Source organism: Microvirga sp. GCM10011540, from assembly GCF_042650665.1.
Classification (GTDB): Bacteria; Pseudomonadota; Alphaproteobacteria; order Rhizobiales; family Beijerinckiaceae; genus Microvirga; species Microvirga lenta.
Window position 1 is genome coordinate 95,506 of sequence record NZ_JBHSBQ010000010.1, and the last position, 19,868, is coordinate 115,373.

Annotated in this window: 16 protein-coding genes; 2 read left to right on the plus strand and 14 right to left on the minus strand. The window is 59.5% G+C overall.

The genetic code is table 11. From position 1 onward, the window contains the following. Positions 1 to 3 precede the first annotated feature (3 nt). Positions 4 to 1,176, minus strand: a complete 1,173-nt coding sequence (locus ACFOYU_RS04685; protein WP_377032627.1) for an amino acid ABC transporter permease — start codon at positions 1,174 to 1,176, stop codon at positions 4 to 6. Positions 1,177 to 1,242: 66 nt separating this feature from the next. After that, positions 1,243 to 2,280, minus strand: a complete 1,038-nt coding sequence (locus tag ACFOYU_RS04690) for an amino acid ABC transporter substrate-binding protein (RefSeq protein ID WP_377032628.1) — start codon at positions 2,278 to 2,280, stop codon at positions 1,243 to 1,245. Between the two features lie 491 nt (positions 2,281 to 2,771). Here ACFOYU_RS04690 and ACFOYU_RS04695 point away from each other — a divergent pair, with 491 nt between their 5' ends. Then, the gene (locus tag ACFOYU_RS04695; protein ID WP_377032629.1) at positions 2,772 to 3,284 is read left to right on the plus strand and encodes an amidohydrolase family protein; all 513 of its coding nucleotides are present in this window, start codon (positions 2,772 to 2,774) and stop codon (positions 3,282 to 3,284) included. Between the two features lie 69 nt (positions 3,285 to 3,353). On the opposite strand, the gene ACFOYU_RS04700 is transcribed toward ACFOYU_RS04695, so the two are convergent. The 7 genes from ACFOYU_RS04700 to ACFOYU_RS04730 all read right to left on the minus strand — a co-directional run bounded on the left by ACFOYU_RS04700 (position 3,354) and on the right by ACFOYU_RS04730 (position 10,722). Beyond that, positions 3,354 to 4,622: an amidohydrolase family protein gene (locus tag ACFOYU_RS04700; RefSeq protein WP_377032630.1), complete on the minus strand. Its 1,269-nt coding sequence runs from the start codon at positions 4,620 to 4,622 to the stop codon at positions 3,354 to 3,356. A gap of 232 nt (positions 4,623 to 4,854) precedes the next feature. Continuing rightward, positions 4,855 to 5,526 carry an aspartate/glutamate racemase family protein gene (locus tag ACFOYU_RS04705; protein WP_377032631.1) on the minus strand — a complete coding sequence of 224 codons (672 nt, stop codon included), beginning with the start codon at positions 5,524 to 5,526 and terminating at the stop codon, positions 4,855 to 4,857. Positions 5,527 to 5,533: 7 nt separating this feature from the next. Further along, positions 5,534 to 6,982: an amidohydrolase family protein gene (locus ACFOYU_RS04710; RefSeq protein ID WP_377032632.1), complete on the minus strand. Its 1,449-nt coding sequence runs from the start codon at positions 6,980 to 6,982 to the stop codon at positions 5,534 to 5,536. 69 nt (positions 6,983 to 7,051) lie between these two features. Next, positions 7,052 to 8,509: a dihydropyrimidinase gene (hydA, locus tag ACFOYU_RS04715; RefSeq protein WP_377032633.1), complete on the minus strand. Its 1,458-nt coding sequence runs from the start codon at positions 8,507 to 8,509 to the stop codon at positions 7,052 to 7,054. A gap of 85 nt (positions 8,510 to 8,594) precedes the next feature. Beyond that, positions 8,595 to 9,095, minus strand: a complete 501-nt coding sequence (locus ACFOYU_RS04720; RefSeq protein ID WP_377032662.1) for a thiamine pyrophosphate-binding protein — start codon at positions 9,093 to 9,095, stop codon at positions 8,595 to 8,597. Continuing rightward, on the minus strand, positions 9,047 to 9,724 hold the full coding sequence (locus ACFOYU_RS04725; protein ID WP_377032634.1) for a TetR family transcriptional regulator: 678 nt from the start codon (positions 9,722 to 9,724) through the stop codon (positions 9,047 to 9,049). Before ACFOYU_RS04725 ends, ACFOYU_RS04720 begins: the two co-directional genes overlap by 49 nt. 5 nt (positions 9,725 to 9,729) lie before the next feature. Further along, the gene (locus ACFOYU_RS04730; RefSeq protein WP_377032635.1) at positions 9,730 to 10,722 is read right to left on the minus strand and encodes a DUF6963 family protein; all 993 of its coding nucleotides are present in this window, start codon (positions 10,720 to 10,722) and stop codon (positions 9,730 to 9,732) included. Positions 10,723 to 11,481: 759 nt separating this feature from the next. Between ACFOYU_RS04730 and ACFOYU_RS04735 the strand changes: the two genes are divergently transcribed. Then, entirely contained in the window at positions 11,482 to 11,829 is a 348-nt protein-coding gene (locus ACFOYU_RS04735; RefSeq protein ID WP_377032636.1) for a DUF2726 domain-containing protein, read from the plus strand. 59 nt (positions 11,830 to 11,888) lie between these two features. On the opposite strand, the gene ACFOYU_RS04740 is transcribed toward ACFOYU_RS04735, so the two are convergent. The 5 genes from ACFOYU_RS04740 to ACFOYU_RS04760 form a co-directional block, all read right to left on the minus strand. After that, positions 11,889 to 12,938: a hypothetical protein gene (locus ACFOYU_RS04740; RefSeq protein ID WP_377032637.1), complete on the minus strand. Its 1,050-nt coding sequence runs from the start codon at positions 12,936 to 12,938 to the stop codon at positions 11,889 to 11,891. A 466-nt stretch (positions 12,939 to 13,404) separates the two neighbouring features. Beyond that, positions 13,405 to 14,055, minus strand: coding sequence for an SOS response-associated peptidase (locus tag ACFOYU_RS04745; protein ID WP_377032638.1), 651 nt, complete (start codon positions 14,053 to 14,055; stop codon positions 13,405 to 13,407). A gap of 362 nt (positions 14,056 to 14,417) precedes the next feature. Then, a complete protein-coding gene (locus ACFOYU_RS04750) occupies positions 14,418 to 17,678 on the minus strand; it encodes an error-prone DNA polymerase (protein ID WP_377032639.1) in 3,261 nt (1,086 codons plus the stop codon). Next, positions 17,675 to 19,174 carry a Y-family DNA polymerase gene (locus ACFOYU_RS04755; RefSeq protein WP_377032640.1) on the minus strand — a complete coding sequence of 500 codons (1,500 nt, stop codon included), beginning with the start codon at positions 19,172 to 19,174 and terminating at the stop codon, positions 17,675 to 17,677. The genes ACFOYU_RS04750 and ACFOYU_RS04755 overlap by 4 nt, the downstream gene beginning before the upstream one ends. Continuing rightward, positions 19,092 to 19,841, minus strand: coding sequence for an ImuA family protein (locus tag ACFOYU_RS04760; RefSeq protein WP_377032641.1), 750 nt, complete (start codon positions 19,839 to 19,841; stop codon positions 19,092 to 19,094). The genes ACFOYU_RS04755 and ACFOYU_RS04760 overlap by 83 nt, the downstream gene beginning before the upstream one ends. Positions 19,842 to 19,868 lie beyond the last annotated feature (27 nt).

The following is a 19,868-nucleotide window of genomic DNA, read 5'->3' on the forward strand; positions in this document are numbered from 1 at the left end:
GACCTATCGCTCCTTCAGCGCGACGCGGCTGTTATACCAGTTCATGAGCAGGGAGATCGTGATGGACAGGCAGAGATAGACCAGCATGAAGATTGCAATGCCCTCAATCGCCTGACCGGTCTGGTTCATGGTCGTGTTTGAGACCATCACGAGATCCGGGTATCCGATCGCAATAGCGAGCGACGAGTTCTTGAAGAGACTTAAGTAACTGCTAGTGAGGGGAGGGATGATGACCCGCAGCGCCTGGGGAAGGACGACGAGCCGCATGGTCAGCCCGTCTGTCAGGCCTAAGGCGCGCGACGCCTCCCATTGCCCCTTACGCACTGATAGAATCCCGCTTCGCACGATTTCGGCAATGCCGGCCGAGGCGGAGAGGGCGAGGCCGACGAGGAGAGCTGTGAATTCCGGCGTGAGCTGGGAGCCTCCAGCGAGGCGGAAGCGCCCCTTCTCTGGGATGCTGATCGTGAACTCAGGCTGCAGGATCAGAAGCGCGAGAACCGGCGGAATCAAGAGAGCAAGGGCAACCAGCGGCCAGGTGGTCCGCTCCTTGCCAGTACGGATGCGCTCAGTCGTCGTGCGGCGGCGAACGGCAACCGCCAGAACCCCTCCAAGAATTAGTGCGGCGAAGATGATTGTATGAGCACTGGTCCAGACCAGCGACGGGACGGTCAGGCCGCTGTTGCTCACGAAAACATGAGGAAGCACCTCCCAGGCCTCCCGCGCAGCGGGAAGACCGGTGACGATGAGGGCATACCAGAGGAAGAGATAGAGCAGGAGAGGTACGTTCCGCAGTGCCTCCACATAGAGGAAGGCAAGAAAGGCAAGGAGCGGATTCCGAGACAGGCGTGCGATACCAACTACAAGACCCAGAACCGACGCGAGCACGACACTCCAGGCCGAAACCCAAATTGTGTTGGCGATGCCGGCCAGGATGGCGCGGCCATAGGTATCTGTCGGCTTGTAGTCGATCAAAGTCTGGCTGATGACGAAGCCAGCCTCACGGCTCAGGAAGCCAAAACCCGTCGCAATGTTCTGTTCTGCCAGCTTTTGTGAAACATTCGAAAAGAGATAAAGCCCCAGAAAGATGATGCTCCCGACGGCGAGAACCTGATAGAGGATCGCTCGGAAGCGGAGATTATAGAGGAGTCTCGTCCCGCTCGTCGAATCCACGTACATGATGATCCTTCCCGGAGAACACTGAGGGCGGAGCAGGCGGCCGAGAGGCCGCCCGCGGATCTCAGATTACCGGAACGGCGGCGAGTAGAGTAAGCCACCCTTGGTCCAGAGTTGGTTCGGGCCACGTGAGAGGCCGAGGCGGGTCTCTGGGCCGAGATTGCGATCAAAAATTTCCGAATAATTTCCAAGGGACTTGATGACGTTGTAGCCCCACTTGTTGTCGAGTCCGAGCATCTGTCCCAGGTCGCCGCTTACGCCGAGCATGCGCTGAATTTCCGGATCTTGGCTCTTTAGATGCTCGTCGACATTGGCCTGGGTTATACCCTTCTCCTCGGCGGCAATGAGAGTATAGACCGTCCAGCTCAGAATATCGCGCCAATTCGCATCGTCCTGGCGAACCGTTGGGGCGAGCGGCTCCTTCGAGATGGTCTCAGGTAAGACCACATACTGAGAGGGATCATTGGCGATGGCACGTACGGATGCGAGATCCGAGCGGTCCGAGGTGATAGCATCGCAGCGCCCGCTGAAGAACGCATTGCGCCATTCGTCGGAGTTCTCGAACACTACAGATTCATACTTGATGTTCTTGGGTCGGAAGAAATCTTCCAAATTCTGGAGCGTTGTCGTGCCTGGGAGGAGGCAGATTGCGGCATCAGCGAGTTCGCTCGCGCTCTTCACGTTGAGCTTGGTCGATACCATGAGACCTTGACCGTCATAGAACACCACCGGGCCGAAATCGAGGCCCAAGGATGCGTCGCGCGAGAAGCTCCAAGTGTTCTGACGAGATAGCAAGTCCACCTCACCAGATTGAACAGCCTGGAAGCGAACGTTGGTGTTGAGGGGAATGAACTCGACCTTGTCAGGATCGGCGAAAATCGCTGCCGACATGGCGCGGCAGATGTCGACATCGAAGCCGCGCCGAGCGCCTTTGTCGTCGGCGTATGAGAATCCGGGTGAAACAGGCGAGACGCCGCAGAGAATTTTTCCGCGCTTTTTAACCGTATCGAGTGTCGTCTGAGCAGAGGCTGGCGCAGCCGAGACGGCGGCAACACCGGCGATGAGGCTCATCGCTAGCCAACGGGTCAAAGATCTGGACTGTGTCATTTTATTCCCTCGTTCCCTGCGTCTTATCTGGTCGCTAACAGTTAAAGCTAGACCTGAAACAACCGGAGTTTCAAGGGCAGATTTTCCCAGCGTAAAGCATCTGAGAACTTGATGACCGACTAAAAGATATGCAACCTTACCTGTCCTTAGCCGCAGCATTCACTGCAAATCCCAGCATTGCGCGAGCCGCTCATGCTAATTCTCCCAAAAGCTGACGTTGTTCTCACGAATGGCCGCATATTCCGCGGACATTCAGAGTCAGGGACAGAAGCGATCGCCCTCTGGGCGGGGTAGGACTTAGCCGCAGCAGGGTTGACTGCCGCGATGGATCCTCTCATCGGTCCCACGACCCGTGTCATCGACCTTGCCGGACGGCTTGCAAAGCCAAAGCTGTGCGAGTCGCACATGCATCTTCTCTCATATGGGGCCCTCAGGGGTCATGTAGACGTGCGCCCTGCTTCGGACCGACTCTGACGGCATTGCTTGAACGAGTGAGGCCGCGCGTCGGTCACGCCGCCGGTCAGTGGATCCAGGGGCGCGGATACGATCAGTTCGAGCTCGATGCCCGACGCCACCCCTTACGTGAGGAACCTGACGCGGTCGCACCCGACCATCCTGTTGCAATCGAGAGAGCCTGCGGCTATCTGGCGATCTGCAACTCCAAGGCGCTCGAACTGGCAGGAATCGACACCCGTTCCGCTGGCAGCCGCCATCGAGCAGCGAGACGAGCGATTGACGGGCCTCCTGGCCGAGACCGTCTCAAAGCCGTGCTGCCGGAGCCGACGGATCAGGAGTTCGTGGAGGCTATCGACGATGTGGGCGGTGCACGCATGCCCTATGGGATCTCCAGTGTGATGGATACGGACGTCGACATAAGGGCAGGCTACCGCGAGATCGCCAGGAGGGGATCCTGCACGGTAACCGCTGCGAAATCACGATCCGCGGGCGCAAGGTCGTGTTCGACCGTCATGGAGAGACAGCTCGCTGACACGATCCGTCTTTAGGGAATTGCCGCGGTAGTACGGAAGACCCCAAGAGACCTGGGGCCTTTCGTAGTTCATGAACCTGCCTCATCAACTGCGGACGGGAAAGACGCGGGGGCTCAGCTCTTCGATACTGCGACCTGCCCAGTCACGCTGTGACGCTGACGCGATCGCTTCGGTCTGACCGCGGCGCAGCATTTCGATGTCTTCGCCGATATCGAAGTCGAGAACTTCACCATCGCTAACAACCTGGCGACCATCGACATAGACATCCCTGATGGCCCTGTCGTTAGCCGAGTAGACGAGGCTGCGGATGGGCTCGTAATCGGGCTGCATGTAAGGGTTGCTCATGTCGACGACTGAGAAGTCCGCCTTACAGCCGGGAGCAAGACGCCCCAAGTCTGGGCGGCGGATCATGTCGGCACCAACGGCTGTGGCTGCCATGAACGCATCCCGCGTGGTGGATGCCGTGAAATTCCCCGCAATGATCCGGCCTGCATAGCACGCCATGCGGAGTTCATCGAGCATGTTGTGGGGGAAGCTGTCTGTGCCGACGCCGCAGCGGATGCCCGCCTTCATGTAACGGCTAAGGGTGTTCAGGGCGATCCCGCGCCGGGCGAAGACCACGGGGCAGTGCGCGACCTGGGCCCCGCTGTCGCACAGGAGCTCGAAATCATTGGCGTGCGGCCAATGCAGCCAGGGATGGTCGTTCAAGAAGATGCAGTGGCCGATGATCGTGTCCGGCCCGAGGGCACCGATCTTGTCCAGCCATTCGATGGGGGTGCAACCATAGCGGCGCATAATCTCCTGGAATTCGACGATGCTCTGGGCAGCGTGGATCTGGATCGGCTGGTTGCGCTCACGGGCAGCATCGAGCGCGTCGCGGATTTGCCCTTCCGTGCAGGTGTCGATCTGGGCCGGTGTGAAGTAGCCGGTGATACGTCCGCTCGGGTGCTTCGAGGCCGCATCGGCGATTTCGATCGCCTCGCGCAGAAGCCGGTCTCCAGTTGCTGGATCGAGGTTGTATTCCACTGAATGCCCATTAGTGGTTTTCCAGGGGCCGGAGCGGAACATTCCCCAGAGAACTGCGCGGATGCCGGTTTCCGCATATTCGTCGGCCCAGGTCTCTCGCGGTCTCCCGAGATCACAGATGGTCGTCACGCCGCTCTTCAAAAGCTCCGATGTCGCGACGCGAAGCGCCGGGCGGGTGTATTCCGGTCCGATCTGGAACACCGGCATGAACTCGTAGAGCGAACTTTGGCCGAGGCGCGGGCTGCCCAGTTCCTCCAGCATGCCCTTCCAGCCGGGCTCATGGCCGGGATGGCTGTGAATATCCACGAAGCCGGGGATGATCATCATCCGGCTGGCATCGACCTCAGCATCGACCGAGCCGGGAAAGTCGCTCCCGACATGAACGATGTCCGCGCCTCGAATCACGAAATCCGCGTTGCGGAGATAGACATGGGAATGAGCCGCTTCGTCCCAGGCGACGATCCAGTCGCAGTTTCGGAAGAGGGTCGTTTTTGGGACGGTGTCAGTCATAGAAAGCTCCACAGAGGCAGGAGGGATCGAGCAGAGGATGTAGTTGCCGTCAGGACCCGAGAGTATGCGAGAGGTGGACATGGCCGACCGCCATGATAACGGCGGCCTGGGTCGGCTCGACGACGGGGATCCTGACAGCCTCTTCCAGGGCGGAGCGATAGCGAGCCATGCCCGCACAACCCATCACGAGGACGTCAGCCCCATGAGCGTCCTTCAACGTCCGCCCGACCTCGATCATGCGGCCCAAGGTTTCTCCCTCGTCAGACAGTTCGGCAACGCCCAGCCCGATCGGGAGGTCGCCCGCAAAGCGATCCATAACACCCATCGAACCGAAATAGCGGAGATGCCGCGGAATGGAGGTCGGCAGGATGGCGATGACTCCAAAGCGCTGCCCGAGAGTGAGCGCCGTCAGCACGCCGCATTCCGCAATCCCGAAGACGCGGCGGCGGCTCTGCTCGCGTAGAGCATGGAGGCCTGGATCCGAGAAGCATGCGATGACGAAGGCGCCTGCGCTCTCCTCCAGGTCGGATGCTTTGCGCAGCATAGGCATTATAACGCCGTCCACATCCCGCTGCGACTGAATTCCGGGCGGACCGTCGGCCAGCGAGAGGCATACGATGCTCGGCCCGTCGGCGCTTCTCAGGGGAGCCACGGCTGCATCGATTGCTGCCGTGACCGCCTGTGAGGAATTCGGATTGATGACATAGACCGAAGAACTCATGGTTGCTTCATCCTCGGGCCGCGAGGGGCAATGAATAAGGCGCCAAAGCAGATATGGAGCGGCCCTGCAGATCGTCCTGCTCCGCCCGTTGGCAGGCGCGCCTCTGCGCATCCTGGAGTTCTCGGACCGCGCCGTCGTAATCCAGGTTTGCGATCCGGCGATCCTTCACGACGGCACGCCCGTCCACATATACATCGCGAATGGCGCGTTCTGCAGCACAGTGGATCAGATTGCGTAATGGGTCATGAATCGGCTGCATAGCCGGATGGCTCAGATCTACGAGCGACAAGTCCGCCTTGGCACCGGGCGCCAGGCGTCCGATGTCGCTGCGGCCGAGGGCTCTGGCTCCGCCAACCGTCGCGGCGTAGAGAAGGCTGCCCGTATCCAGGTCGAAGACGCTGCGCCCAGCGATGCGTGAGCAGATCATAGCCTTGCGCATTTCCTCGAGCATGTTGAAGGGATAGCTATCGGTGCCGATGCCGACGTTGACCCCTGCGCGGAGATAGGCTCCGAGACTTTCCAGCGTCATGCCGCTGCGCGCGAAGGTGACGGGGCAGTGGGCGACGGACGTGCCACTTCGGGCGAGCCGGTCGAGGTCGTCGCGGCTGCGCTGCCTGGTCCAGGAATGGTGATCGAGGAAGATGCAGTGCCCGAGGATCAGATCCGGTCCTAGGATGCCGAGGCGCTCAAGCATGGCGGGCGCCGTTTCGCCGGTACGCCGAAGTAACTCCTCATGCTCCGCCATAGTCTGCGCCGCATGGATGGTGATCCGCATGCCGCGACGGCGCGCTTCGGTGACCGCATCGGCGATCAGTTCCTCCGAGCAGGTCTCGATCTGCGACGGTGCGATAATGCCATCAATACGACCGCTGGGATGAGCACGCGCCTGGTCCACGAAGGCGAGCGCTTCGGCATAGCGCTCCCGACCTCGCGCTTCGTTCCAGTCGAAGTCAAGGCGATGGCTGCCGGCCATGCGCCATTGCGCCTCGCGGAAACCGGGTGCGAGATAGGCCCGCAATCCGCTTTCGGCCGCCAAGGTGAGCCATTTCGCGTGAGGCGATGCAATGTCGAGATGTGTGGTGACGCCGCTACGCATCAGGTCACCCAGCATGACCGTCTGGCAGGCGGACTTGGCATTGTCATCAGAGTCGATCAGGGCCGAATACTCATAAAGGGCGTTGCCCCAGAGCGCCGCAGTTCCGACATCCTCGAACAGGCCTTTGGCGATAGGCTCGTCCCCGGAATGGGAGTGAACGTTCACGAAGCCGGGCATCACCATGATGGAGGCGCCGGCAATCTCCTCGTCGGCATCGTCCTCGTACGCCGGACCAATATACAGGATCCCCGCCTTGGAGAAGGCCACGTCGGAATCATGCATGTAGACGTGCCGCGCCGCGCTTTCGTCCCACGCGACTACCCAAGCGGCCTTCCGGATAACCGTGACTGTGTCAGTCATGATGTGGGGCACCGATGCGAAGAGATGTTCGTTGATGGGCTGGAATGCTGACTAATCTCAACCGGGCGGTCACAGAAGGTGAGCTCCGAAATTGGTGACCGGGTCGAACTCTGGGCTCAGGCGTCCGGTTGGTCGCATCGAGCCAGCAGGCTCGCGCAACTGCAGCCGGCCTGATCCCGGGGCGGCCTGAAGCGCGCCGTCCGCGATGATCACATCGCCCCGGCGCAGGACGATCTCGGGCCAGCCCCGCAGCGTACGACCGGAAAAAGGGTTGTAGCCAACATTGTCGTGCAGCCCATCATCGGTGAGCATGACCTCCCGATCAGGGTTCCAGATTGCGATATCGGCGTCTGCTCCCACCGCGAGGGCGCCCTTGCGGGGGTGGAGGCCGTAGATCTTAGCCGGAGCAGTCGCCGTCAACTCGACGAACTTCTCCAGGCTCGATCTGCCCTGGCTCACCATGGAGTCGAACAGGAGCGGCAAGCGTGTCTCAAGGCCAGGAAGTCCGTTGGCGATCTGCTTGAAGTCCGGCCGAAGACCGGCCGAGAGCTTGCCGCTTTCATCGAATCTGTAGGGCGCATGGTCGGAGGAGACGACCTGAAGGTCGTCGAGTTCGAGCGCGCGCCACAGTGCATTCTGATCCTCCGTTGAGCGAGGAGGCGGGCTGCACATCCATTTGGCGCCGTCCAAGCCCGGCCGGTCCAGATCCTGCGCCGTCAGGAACAGGTACTGCGGGCAGGTCTCGGCGAAGACCTTGATGCCTTCGCCGCGGGCACGTCGAATGACGGCAGCGCCTTCGGCGGTGGAGACATGGAACAGCATGATGGGCTGATCCAGGAGCTGGGAAAAACGGATGAGCCGCTCGAATGCCTCGATCTCGCACACGCGTGGATGACTGATGCCGTGAAACTTCGGTTCGACATAGCCCCGGGACACGAGCCTGTCGGCCATCCACTTGATCATCCCGTGGTTCTCGGCATGGGCACATACGAGAGCCCCGTACTTGCGGGCCACCATCATTACGTCCAAAACCTGCTCGTCGAGAAGGCGAACGCGATCGTAGGTCATGAAGATCTTGATCGACCGGTGTCCGCTCTGGATCAATTCGGGAAGGTCCCGCTCCAGCGTTTCCGTCGTCGGATCGGATATCCAGAGATGAAAGGCATAATCCGTCACCGCGCCGACCGCAGCAAGGCGCGAATAGTTCTCGACGACACCTCTCAAGCTGTCTCCACGATGCTGCGCAGCAAAGGAGATGACGGTCGTCGTGCCGCCAAAGGCAGCGGAGCGGGTCGCCGTCTCAAAGGTATCGGCGTTCATCAGCCCGCCGCCCGAGAGCTGCTGGATGTGGCAATGGGCGTCCACGCCGCCGGGAAGAACGAGCTTGCCCATGGCATCAATGTTGCGCCGTCCGTGTGGAAGGTTTCGGCCGAGTGCTACAATCTGGCTACCCTGAACCGCGACATCCGCGGTCGAAATGCCTTCGGTAGTCGCAAGGGTTCCGCCTTTGATGACCAGATCGTACAAGGTCGGTAGCTCCCCCAAAGCTTGGAACTGTAATGTATTTCAGTCGGTATTCTGTAAGCAATTTAGGCAGATAGATTGCAGCTCATCAAGGGGGTCTAATCGTGGGTCCAGGACTTCTTTGTAAATCCGCATTTCGCCTAAAGCTGTGATCGATCTCGATGACCCATTTTACCATAGATCCGAAGACATGCTCGTAATCAACCTCCTGAAACGCACCCATATGACGGTGCTCACGCTCGACCTGCCCCACGGACAGGATTAAAGGGACAGCATCCTGCTCTGCGGAATGTACCGCGATCGCCGCGTTCATCGCTCCAGGGCCACGACTCACAAAGGCAACTCCGGGGCGGCCTGTCAGACGCGCGTCTGACAAGGCCATAAAGGCTGCGCCACTTTCATGGTGGCAAGTAATAACGTCCGCGCTTGGATGTTGAGACAGTCCATCAAACACGCTCAGATAGCTTTCCCCAGGGACACAACACACGCGATCGATGCCATGGAGAATGAGTGTATCGATCAACAGATCAGCGGCCCGTCTTATTTCATCATTATTCCTTGTTGGCGGTTTGCGGTCTTGCGCCGGGATTCCAGCATCGCCAGGGAGTCTTGGTTCAGCTCCGGCGGAAAGGCCCGGACAATGTGTTCAAGCGCGGCATACAGCCTTTGCCATCCCTCATCCGTACGCAGCGAGACACCGAGGAAGTGGCTCTCCGTCTTGGACCGCAGCATCAGGTACAGAACCCCGGCCAGCATGATGCTCACAACCGCTGGAACATCCATGTCAGGGGTCAAGCCATCGATGCGGTCGATGAAGGTACGAGCGGCCTTTTCACGGCGGTTCGCGAGTTGGGCGGTCACCTCATTGACTTCAACGAGCTCCCATCGGCGGATCTCGCGAAGCGTCTCGTTTTTCCTCAACGCTTCAATCTGGGCTTTCAGCATCGACAGAACCAGCATCCCAGGTGACTGCTGGCTCGACTCGCCAGAGGAGAGGAGATCCCGGTGACTGGTCCAAAAGTCCTGCTCCTGCATCCACGCAAGCAGCAGTCCAGGCATGCCATCGAAATACCGGTATATCAGCTCTTTGCTCACGCCAGCGCGGTTCGCGATCGCGTTGATGCCCACACCACCCATGCCGGCTTCCTGGATCTGGGCTTCGAGCGCATCGAGGATCTGCCGCTCCGTTCGCTCACGAAGAGACATGCTCTTTTTCACTGCCTTCAGTCTCTTGAAGATGTTCGAGGAAACGAAGTCGGCTCGCCGAGGATGGCCTTTCGCGTCTCCATAACAATTGAAAGGGATGAGTTCTCAGCCGGTTTGGAGATCCGGCCCTGGTCTACGGCTGTGATCAACTCGGTGGCAGCGTGGCCAATCAGTTCGGCGCCGTGCCAGATCTCGCTCCCGAGATAGATCGTGGTGGCCCGATCCAATGTCGACTGAAGTCGAATGTTGGGGCTCTCAATGCACGTGACCGTGCCCGTCGCATCCACATGAACACGGTCTTTCGTCGCGAGTTGAACCGGAACGCTGTCTCGTAGGAAGAGGAGGCGGACCCCCGTTGGTTCACCTGAAAGGTAGCTCCAGGCGAGATCCACGAGTCTCTCGGCCAGAGGTTGATTGGAATAAATTGAGTTATGCAGCAAAGCGACGCGTGACTTTTGTGTTTCACGCACCGCACATCCGCCATCGGCGCGCCGGCGAACTCGCTCGCTATTGCCGATCCCGATCTGTCCGGAGGTATTGATGGCGATCAGCCCTGCATCGAGTTCCGGACACTGAGATAGTACCCCATCGACAGCCTTCTGGGGCTCCTCGCCCGCACTGAGACGAGTCAGTACGAGATGATTTACCGGTCGTCCATCGCGATCCAGCGAATTCGGAAGGCGGTGCCCGGTCACCAATCCGATCCCATCAAGTCCTGGCAGGAACTGTGTAAGTGGCTCCGGCCGGTCCGGGCCGCTTGAGATCGCGGCCGCATGGCGTGCCATTAGCCAGCTCTCAGGCAGATCCAGGACTCCGATACCACCACGCTGCGTAATGCGATGGTAAACATGCCCCTCTGCGTCGAGAATTGCGAAGACTGTAAATCCGCCAATGGCACCGCGTCCGAGAAGTTCGGCACCTAGCACTGCAGCTTGCACCGACGCGCCAGCTCTCTCCCCGGTCGCCGCTACACCTATCGTCATCGGTCCAATCCGGTTGATCGACGCCATTGGCGGCGATGCACGATTATTTGATACGAAATGTGACCACGTGGTCACATACTGGTCAACAAGGTATCAATTTTGACGATGGTAGCGGCAATATCCAGGAGTCGGTAAATGCGACGGACGATTCGGTTTCACCAGGCATCATATGGCTGGCTTGCAGCCGTGATGCAGACCTCTGCATTATAGGTGGGGGTCAAATGGCGTGTCTTAACGTGTCAAAGGCATGGGCAACAATGGGTCGGTATGATCTTCTGGGGTCGACCCAAGCATGACTCGCGAGCTGGATGCACTGAGGTCCCTTGGTACGGCCCGTTGGGTAATTGACCGCAACGATCCCGTGGGAGCTGGCTTCCTCGTTGCATAACATTGTGATGGGGCTCCAAAGTACATATGTCACGCTTGCAGCCCACCACGAAACAAGTTTGCACGTATTGTGGCCCGGCTTGGCATACTCTCGCCCAAGTCGGGTTCCCTGCGTGGACGCGGGACAACATCCTGCGTTTCTTGGGCTGCGAGAGGATAAGGATCCGCGCGAAGTCATCGTGGATCGATCAATTTGAGCGTATAGACCGGGTACGACGCGACTTGCGTTTCCAAGCATGTCGCTATTGGGATGCCACTCCGGCTGCAACGCGCAGACTTCTATGCAAACCATAATCCACGACTATTGGCTCTGGGCCGCTGGCGGCTTGCTCGCTCGTCATCAGTATTCTGGCGTTCGTCTTTTCTGCCCAGAAGCCTCGGTTTAAACGCCAGTCGCTGATGACATCCAACGAGCGAGAATTCTACGGGCGTCTCCTCGTTGCCTTCCCGGGATGCCAGATCTGGCCCCAAGTGCCTATTCTCGCGTTGTTACGACCCGACGCCAAAGAAGGCTCCCGTGCGTTCTGGCGCGGATTTCGGATGATCTCGAATGCCCGTGTGGACTGGGTAGTCGTCGAGAACCTTGAGGTGCTCGCAATTATTGAGCTCGATGATCGGTCCCACGATGCGCGAAAGGACGCGAAGCGGGATCAGATCCTCGCGTCCTGCGGCTATAGGGTCGTGAGGTTCGACACAAAGCGTCGACCACCGCCCGAACAGATCCGGCGTGCTGTGATGGGCTCCTGAGGGAGGAGAGGTCGGGTGTAGCTCAGCCTCTCAATCACAGGAGCCTTAATAGGCGCTTATCACTTCCGATATGGAAGAAACTGCCAGCTCGCGGCGCTCCGGATATGCGCCTGTCCCCTCACATCTAGGAACAGCACGTCAATATCGTTCGGGTTGACGGCCTTCGGATCGGGCTCGTACGCAGCTACGACGACGCAGACGGACGGTTCGTCAGTCCCCACCTCTACATCGCCGTAAACCGCAGCCCGGCACTCGCTCAGCGGCACAATAAAGTCGTCTAGGTTGTAATAGCGATCCGACCGGAAGCGCCGGGAGAGCTGTAGGAGAGTACGGAGCTTGTCCTCGTCATTCCGCGGGGATTGTGGCGCCATGGGCTCGCGTGCTGAGCGGGCGATCGGCGCTGGAGATTGGGGGGGCACTCTCCTCGCAGCCACCTCTGGAGCCGGGACAGGAGCGGTAGCCGGCGCGGCCGTCGCAACAGGAGTAGGCTCAGGCTTGGAAACCGTTTTCGGTGGCGGTGATGGCTCTTCGGCCTTTCGGAGCGAAATGGTCGGACGTGGCTTCGGGGAGGCATCGGAAGCAACATCTGCCTGTGCTGGCGGATGACCAAAGGAGTTCTTTAAATCCGCGGTAGCCGAGGCCATAAATTGAAATTGCCCGTTGCCCAGATTTTCCACGAACCCCCGCTTGGCTGCCGATTTCAGGAATCCATAGGCATTCTGGAGATAAGCTAATTCCGGAAATCGTTCGAGCGCCTGCTTGGGCGAAAATACGGTTGGGTGAGGAAATTCGAGAGACACTCTAAAATACCGCTCGATCCGCTCTTCTTCTGTCAGGCGCTCAGGTAGCTTCCGCTCCTTCTTGCCCTCTGTCTGAGATGAAGGTTCGGCTGCGGCGCGTGCAGCGAGCTCAGCCTTGGAGGGGCGCCCGCGCTTTCGCTTCGGGAGGGTGGCCTCAGGTGGTTGGCCCTGCGACGGGAGCGCTCCGACATCCTCAACCAGGGATGATTGCTCGCCTGACGTTTTATTGATTTTTGGCAATCGGCTCTTCCCGCGCTTCGCAACTGTGGGCTGAGGCTCCTTTAAATCCGTCTGCGCGGCACTCAACATAAACTTGATCCTCGATTTTTACGCTACCTGCAGCTGTGAGCTAATTAAGGCATGGAGAAAATCGGCAGTTTGTCGGCATTTTCACGCAGACGAGCGAGCTGATTTAATGTGCCTGAACGGCAGATAGCGAATTCAATCCTTTCGATAAGATAATTCCCGAAGGATTCAGCTTCAAGCCAAGGCTCTCCGCATCTACGATCAAGGCCTTACTTTCGGAAACTGCTACGGTCATAGCCCAACCGAGCGAAGGATTAAAGATAGGCAGGCAGATCTAGCGGGGCGATTTCAGGGTGAATTCAGCCACATGCACGAATTTTCGGCAACTGAACCCTTCGAGCAGGGCTGAACAGGATGCCGTGCCGCCAAGCCGGCCGGATGAGCCCTAACCCGTCGGAAGGTGTTCAAGACCGGCTGGCCTCCGTCCGTGCTGACGTCTACGTCGGGTGCGTACCGGAAGATTGACTGCCTACGCTGCCTCTGGCTTGTCCGATCTCTGACCTTCGGCCACGATCTCCAGCATGTCATCGGGGAGCTGCCGCTGGAGCTTCAATGCTTCTTCAGTCGGCGCATTGAGCCAGATCTCGTACTCTTCGGGCGTGGTCAGGATCACTGGCATTGCTTTGGGGTGGATCGGTTTGACGATCTCATTGGGATCGCACGTGAGGAACGAGTAGAGCAGGTGCTCACCCTCGACCGGATCCGCTTTTGTCCCCCGAACACCCTTCCATGGGCGCCAGATCCCGGCGAAGGCCATCAGCGGGCGGTCTTCCGATTGAGCGAACCAAACCGGAGTTTTCCGTGGCTGAGTATCTGCATATTCTGAGAATGAAGTCACGGGAACTAGGCAGCGGTGCTCCGGCTTGAGCCACGCACGCCAAAAAGGCGAGCCGACATTCCTGACATTCGTGACCGGATGATTGCCGACTTTCGGGGGCGGAGGGAAACCCCACCGCATCTGGATCAGCTCGCGGCCAGCGTCGCTATTGCGAACGACAGGTGCCATTTGGTCAGGGAAGATCGCAGGGAGGGGAGGGATGTTCCCGGCTCGATCCTCAGCAATTTGGAAGGTTTCTCTGAGAGCCTGTTGGGTGGTGTAGGACGAGTAGAGATTACACACGGGCGGGACTCTTTTCCGGGGCATCGGTGAAGTTCGGCGATGATAGATTAGCGCGAATGGCGGGTGAGGGCAGGGTGGATGACCAACAAATCAACAACGGCAGTATCCGAGCTTTCGGGCGAAGAGATCAACACATGGTCCGAGGAGTGGCGCCACGAATGCGATGTGCGTGCAGTCCTGGAGATGTTGGAGGAGCGTGATGCCTTCTTCCCATGGAGTAGAGGGTGACCGCAGCCAACGCGGGATCCTCACGCTAGGAGGACAGGACGCTGCCGACTACCTGTATGAGGATGTGAAGTGTCTGAAGGCATTTCGCGACCCGCAAAGTAAGGCTCGACAGTGGCCGTATGCAGATTTGCGTTTCAGTGAAAATTACGGCTTGCGATCTTTAGTTCCGGTGCGCCTTCAAGGCCAATTATATCGTCTGCACGACCCTCTGCGTTCTTTTTCGGGCCTGACCTCAGCAAATCGCGCGTGCCCATTTTAGCCTCGTCGCCGCGGCCGTGCTCAGCGCGGAATGGCTGATCCCGGTCACCGACGCAGCGTAAGAGATGCGACAGGTCGATAAAATGTTCCGCGATAATATGGGTCACGCCTCCCTCCCTCTGAAGACGCCCTCGGCAGCCAATCATTCCAGACGAAAGGATTAGCCGACGGTGCTTTTCGAACAGGGAGGGCCAGATCACGAGGTTCGCCATGTCGGTCTCATCCTCGATCGTCATGAACATCACACCCTTCGCTGACCCCGGTTTCTGCCGCACCAAAACCATACCAGCCACTGTCAGTCGGCGCCCATCTCGCGCTAGGTGAATGGCAGAGCATCGGTGAATTCGGCGCTCCCGCAATTCATCTCTAAGAAATGCAATCGGGTGCTGTCGGAGCGTCAAACCTTTCGAACGGTAGTCCTCAACGACCTCTCGGCCCTCAGTCATAGGCGTGAGTTCGACCTGCGGCTCATATCCTTCCGGCCGGATTTGATTGTCCCGGGTATCGGCAGCAGCAAAGAGGGGTAGCGGCTCATCCGAGAGCCCCTTGATCTCCCAGAGAGCGTCGCGCCTACTTACCCGGATTGATCCGAATGCATCCGCGTCCGCCAAACGATCCAGGGCGGCAACCGATAGTCCGGCTCGCCGCCATAGATCCTTTATGGAGCTGAAGGGGTGGTCTGCCCGGGACAGCGGGATCATCGCCGCTTCGGCATTGGCCAGTCCCCTGACCATCCGCAATCCCAATCGAACGGCGCACCGCTTGGGATTTCCTGTTGGCTCCAAAGTGCAATCCCAGCGGGACTTATTGATGTCTACCGGCAGGACGTCGACGCCGTGGAGCTTCGCATCGCGGACCAACTGTGCAGGCGCGTAGAAGCCCATCGGTTGACTGTTCAGGATAGCGCAGCAGAACACGTCGGGATGGTGGCATTTCATCCAGGAGGATGCGTAAGCGATTTTGGCGAAAGAGGCGGCATGGCTCTCCGGAAAGCCATAGGATCCGAATCCTTCGAGTTGCTTGAAAGTCCTCTCTGCAAATTCGGGATCATAGCCGCGGGCTGTCATTCCCTGAACGAGCTTATCTCGGAACTTTGTGACGCCGGCCGTCAGCTTGAAGGTCGCCATGGCCCTACGGAGTTGGTCTGCCTCTGATGGTGTGAAACCCGCACACTCGATGGCAACTCTCATCGCCTGCTCCTGGAAGAGGGGCACGCCGAGGGTTTTCTCCAGCACCCGCTTGAGCTCAGGACGCGGGTAGTCCACTTGCTCCATACGCTCCCGGCGCCGGAGATAGGGATGCACCATGTCGCCCTGGATCGGCCCGGGTCGGACGATCGCCACTTGGATCACGAGATCGTAAAAGGTCTTAGGCTTAATGCGCGGCAGCATCGCCATCTGAGCTCGACTTTCGATTTGGAAGACGCCGACCGTGTCCGCCTTCTGAATCATCTTGTAGGCCAGCTCATCGTCACCCGGAATGGTTGCCAGGTCGTGTTCGAGGCCTTTGTGCTCGCGCAGGAGATTGAAGGCCCGCCTCATGCAGCCGAGCATGCCCAGACCCAGCACATCGACCTTCATGAATTTCAGGGTGTCGATGTCGTTCTTATCCCATTCGATAACCTGACGGTTTTCCATCGCGGCCGGCTCGATCGGCACAAGGTCGTCGAGGCGCTCGTGGCTTAGCACGAAACCGCCCGGATGCTGGGAGAGATGCCGAGGCACCCCAATCAACTCGGAAGCCAACTCGAGTGTCATCCTCAGACGGGGATCCTTGAGATTGAGGTTTAGCTCCTGAGCCTCTTTCTCTGTCACACCGTCGTTACCCCAACCCCAGACAAGCCCGGAAAGGCCGGCGGTCACGTCCTCCGGGAGCCCCATGACCTTGCCGACGTCCCGGATGGCGCCGCGGGCCCGATAGGTGATCACCACTCCGGTCAGGGCGGCCCTATGGCGACCGTAGGTGTGGTAGATCCACTGGATCACTTCCTCTCGACGCTCGTGCTCAAAGTCCACGTCTATGTCCGGCGGCTCCTGCCGCTCCTCAGAGACGAACCGTTCAAAGAGGAGATCATGCTCGGTCGGGTTAATTGAGGTGATGCCAAGGACGTAGCAGACAGCGGAATTGGCCGCTGAACCGCGTCCCTGGCACAGGATGCCTCGCCCCTTGGCAAACTGTACGATCGAATTCACCGTCAAGAAGTAGGGCGCATATTCCAGCTTCTCGATCAGATGCAGCTCATGCCGAATCGTCCCGGCCACATGATCGGGGACCCCGTCTGGGTATCGGCGATTTGCACCTTCCCAAGTCAGGCGCTCCAACTTCTCATGAGCGGTTTCGCCAGGATCCGTTTCTGTTGGATATTGATAGCGCAGTTCGTCGAGGGAGAACCTGCAGCGATCGAGCACCTCCTGGATCCGGCGGAAGGACCCAGGATGACGCTCGAAAAGACGCTGCATCTCAACCGGATCCTTGAGATGCCGGTCAGAATTCCGTTCCAGGCGGTACCCTGCCGTGTCGATGGTGCACCCCTCACGGATGCACGTCACGATGTCCTGCAGGCGCCGGCGATCCGGACGATGGTAGAGAATGTCTCCCAGAGCGACAGTTGGGACGCCGATAGTCCTCGCGGCCTCTTCGACATAATAGAGGCGTAGGTGCTCGTTGGGAGCAAACCGGCGGATCAAGGCCATGTAGGCGCGATTGCCGAAAGTGGCTTTGAGGCGCGACAGGTTGTGGGTGAGGGTGTCATTGGCTTCATCGCCAAGCAGAATGGTGAGGAGGCCTTCGCTCCAGGCCTGCACGTCGTTCCAGGTCAGAAAGCACTTTCCTTTCCCGCCGCGGCTTTTGCCGATGCTCAGGAGCCTACACAGACGGGAATAGGCCGGCCGATCTGTCGGATAAACGAGGAGTGATGTCCCGTCTGTCAGATCGAGGCGGCAGCCGACGACCAGGCGTACGCCGGTTTCCTTAGAGGCCTCATAAGCACGGACTATCCCGGCAAGCGAATTCCGGTCGGTAATTCCAAGCGCCGAGATCCCGAGCAATTTTGCCTGCTCGAATAATTCGGCAGGACTGGACGCTCCACGCAGAAAGGAAAAATGGGTCGTGACCTGCAGGTCTGCATACACGGTCATGCAAAGAAACCGTGGATCCACCAGCGGCCGCCCTCTGTCATCGGGGCGTCTCGGAAAATCCAGAACCGCGCACCTTTGTCGGTCTCGAGCCGATAATAATCCCGGATCGTTTTAGGCTGGTCGCCGAGCCACCATTCCGACGTGATCCGCTCCGGCCCATCAGCCTTGACGACTTTGTGCCGGATGCGGCGCCAGATGAAGAAGACCGGTGGATGATCAGGCAGTAGTGCGGTCGAAATAATTGGCTCCGGCGGATCCAGAAGCCGAGTAGGGCGTGGCAGCGCTTCAGGCCATGAAGATCCCGATGGCGGCGCTAGGGCAGGGATCTTTTTCGCCATCCGCTCAGGTAGGAGGGATGCAACCGGGGCAATCCGGTAAACTCGACCCTCGCCGACACGGGCTGTGATCCGGTCCACCAAGCGACTGAGATTTACAGCCTCTTCCTCGGCTTCGATGCCATGGACAATCGTTTGCTGCTCGACAAGAGGCTCAGTCCGGTTTGCGACGAGGACGATCTCCTCAATGCCGAAGCCAGGGTCGACCGTCTCAATCTTCTCATCAAAGAGTCTCGCCAGGTGCACGTGATCCCGTGTTGCCTTGGCGGTGCCCACCCGCAGCGATGCTCCTTTCTGATCCACGCGACGGAAAATCAAATCCAACCGACGGACACCCTCACCCCGTTTCGTGAGCTCCTGACACAACTCCTCTGACAACCGCCGTACCACACCCTTAAGGTCCTCCGCGCGTCCGATCGGCTCCGCAAAGGCGCAGGAGGAAATGACAGCCTCGTCAGGGATGATCGGGCTGATCGGCTCGAATGCGTGCCCAAATGCCTGGTCCAGCCGAAGAGCCGCATCACGGCCGAACCGGCGCACCATGGGAGCGCGTGGCATAGCGGCGAGCTGCCCGACACGCTCCACGCCTAGCCGGTGCATAGTGGTAATGGTTTCGCGTGAGAGCCGGAGTGCCTGTACAGGGAGGGGAGACACTGCGTCTACCGCCCGACCAGGCGGAATGATACCACCCTTGCCATAGCGGGCCGTGGCCCATGCCGCGCCAGGGACATCGGCAATCGCAGCCCGGATATTGACACCGTTGTTCTGAACCCGCTCGAGGATTTTCTTGAGCAAGGCCTCCTCGCCGCCGAAGAGGTGCTCAACACCTGCAATGTCGATCCAAACCCCGTCCGGAGGATCGGGTGCGACGACGGGTGAATAGCGGATTGCCCATCTTGCGAATTCGCGCAGAGATGCCTCGTCTCCTTCTGGATCGGCATCAATGACATGCAGATCTGGGATCAAGGCCTGTGCCTGAGCAACAGGCATTCCCTCGATGATGCAGAGCTTCTGGGCGGCGAGGCATGCAGATGCGATAATCCGGCGGGAGCCGACTGTGCTCACGGTAACAAGTGGCTTATCCCGAGGCGGCTCCCCGAATTTTCGCCGAATCCGATCCGTCGGCCATGTCGGAAGGTAAAGCGAGACGACCCTGCGCATCGCAGGCCTCCAAGATCCAAGAATGGGGTTCAGCGCCACGGCAGCGTACGAGTTCGACCCGCCAGCGGCCGCGTATGATGCCATCGGCGGGCAAGGCCTTTGACACGACCGGCGCTATGCGCCAGCACGTCGAGGCAGCGGTCGGAAGCGTGGTCAGGTCTTTCTGAGCGACCGTCCACCAGCGTCGGATGACCAGGGCGGGTACGCCCGAAGCCTCCGCCGCGAGTTGCAGGCGCCGTGAGGTCGTAAGGCTAAGCCGCGTGACCTCGCCGACGACGGCGCCCAGGCCTTTCTCATGCAGACCCTCCTCGAGGAGAGGGAGGACGTCAGCATCACGGTAGGTTTCGACATAAATGACGCGATCCGGATGCAGTCCGACATGTAGGAGACCAGGCGTGAAGAGATCGCGGCGGGTTAGGCACCATAGGATTGGACCTTTGAGCCGTGCCGCAATGCCCGCCACAAACAGCGTGGCAGCTCCGGCAAATTCGGAGGCTGGGCCAGTCTCGACCACCTCGTGCAAGGATCCGAGTGCCAGCCCGTTGCCGGGCAGATGCCGATCGAGAGCGCCCACCCCGAAGGGCAGGGACTTGCGCGGCCGGAATGTCCCGCCAAGCTGCTCGATCTGACGCCTCAGGTCCTCGATGACCTCGCGCCGAGTGGCCATTGCTCAAGCTCACCTCCCTCCTGCAGC

What these genes read in the sequence shown, in the direction of transcription:
- ACFOYU_RS04700 (WP_377032630.1), bottom strand. Translation starts at nt 4,622, where the DNA reads ATGATGATCATCCCCGGCTTCGTGGATATTCACAGCCATCCCGGCCAT.
- ACFOYU_RS04710 (WP_377032632.1), bottom strand. Translation starts at nt 6,982, where the DNA reads ATGACTGACACAGTCACGGTTATCCGGAAGGCCGCTTGGGTAGTCGCG.
- ACFOYU_RS04760 (WP_377032641.1), bottom strand. Translation starts at nt 19,841, where the DNA reads ATGGCCACTCGGCGCGAGGTCATCGAGGACCTGAGGCGTCAGATCGAG.
- ACFOYU_RS04690 (WP_377032628.1), bottom strand. Translation starts at nt 2,280, where the DNA reads ATGACACAGTCCAGATCTTTGACCCGTTGGCTAGCGATGAGCCTCATC.
- ACFOYU_RS04685 (WP_377032627.1), bottom strand. Translation starts at nt 1,176, where the DNA reads ATGTACGTGGATTCGACGAGCGGGACGAGACTCCTCTATAATCTCCGC.
- ACFOYU_RS04735 (WP_377032636.1), top strand. Translation starts at nt 11,482, where the DNA reads ATGACATCCAACGAGCGAGAATTCTACGGGCGTCTCCTCGTTGCCTTC.
- ACFOYU_RS04755 (WP_377032640.1), bottom strand. Translation starts at nt 19,174, where the DNA reads ATGCGCAGGGTCGTCTCGCTTTACCTTCCGACATGGCCGACGGATCGG.
- ACFOYU_RS04750 (WP_377032639.1), bottom strand. Translation starts at nt 17,678, where the DNA reads ATGACCGTGTATGCAGACCTGCAGGTCACGACCCATTTTTCCTTTCTG.
- ACFOYU_RS04730 (WP_377032635.1), bottom strand. Translation starts at nt 10,722, where the DNA reads ATGGCGTCGATCAACCGGATTGGACCGATGACGATAGGTGTAGCGGCG.
- ACFOYU_RS04740 (WP_377032637.1), bottom strand. Translation starts at nt 12,938, where the DNA reads ATGTTGAGTGCCGCGCAGACGGATTTAAAGGAGCCTCAGCCCACAGTT.
- ACFOYU_RS04705 (WP_377032631.1), bottom strand. Translation starts at nt 5,526, where the DNA reads ATGAGTTCTTCGGTCTATGTCATCAATCCGAATTCCTCACAGGCGGTC.